Below are 231 nucleotides of genomic sequence, written 5' to 3' on the forward strand. Positions count from 1 at the left end.
TCCAACCCTAATTCATCAACTAAATCTTCTGAAAATCCCTCCTCAATCACGACGAACCTTGTTCTACTATTATCCCTGAAAAGGCTATTACATTCATTAGTGGCTATCCTATATAAATAAGCAGAATATGGAAGCCCTTTGTGAACGTATTTTTTAATATTCGTTAAGGCTTTAAGAAATACTTGTTGGGTTATATCCCCTGTGGTTTGTTTATCATTTACCCTTTTTAAA

At 33.8% G+C, this 231-nt stretch carries 1 protein-coding gene; it reads right to left on the reverse strand.

Going from position 1 to position 231, the window contains the following annotated elements:
* Positions 1-231, reverse strand: a 231-nt coding sequence (locus E1171_RS00030; RefSeq protein ID WP_281347192.1) for an RNA polymerase sigma factor, incomplete at both ends; no start/stop codon positions are given.

The sequence above is a fragment of the Xanthovirga aplysinae genome, from assembly GCF_009711365.1.
In the GTDB taxonomy this organism is placed as follows: Bacteria; Bacteroidota; Bacteroidia; order Cytophagales; family Cyclobacteriaceae; genus Xanthovirga; species Xanthovirga aplysinae.